1 pseudogene is annotated in these 301 nt (G+C 36.2%); it reads left to right on the top strand.

The window, feature by feature from the left end:
* Positions 1–109: 109 nt before the first annotated feature.
* A pseudogene (locus V7183_RS24975) lies at positions 110–301 on the top strand (YwbE family protein); the annotation flags it as partial.

Raw genomic sequence — 301 nt, 5'->3', positions numbered from 1 at the left:
CGGGATAAAATAGAGTCGTGATTCGGCAAAATTCGACAATGAGATATCTATATATCTGTTATCCTAGGTAAGTTCGTTATGTTTAACAGCTATATAGGGAGGATTTTACATGGCAAAAAAGCTATTTTTACTTTTGCTGAGTAGCTTATGTGCAGTGAGCTTAACAGCGTGCAAAGGTGCGGATAATCAAGCAAAAGCAACAGAGAAGACAGAACAAAAAGAAGATGTTAAAAAAGCAGAAGAAGTTAAGCAGGCAGAAAAAGCAAAACAAGAGGAAGAAGCAAAGAAAGCAGAAGAATTA

Origin of the sequence: Bacillus sp. JJ1127 (assembly GCF_036965845.1) — a bacterium.
Lineage (GTDB): Bacteria > Bacillota > Bacilli > Bacillales > Bacillaceae_G > Bacillus_A.
This window is presented reverse-complemented; position numbering and strand designations above follow the sequence as displayed.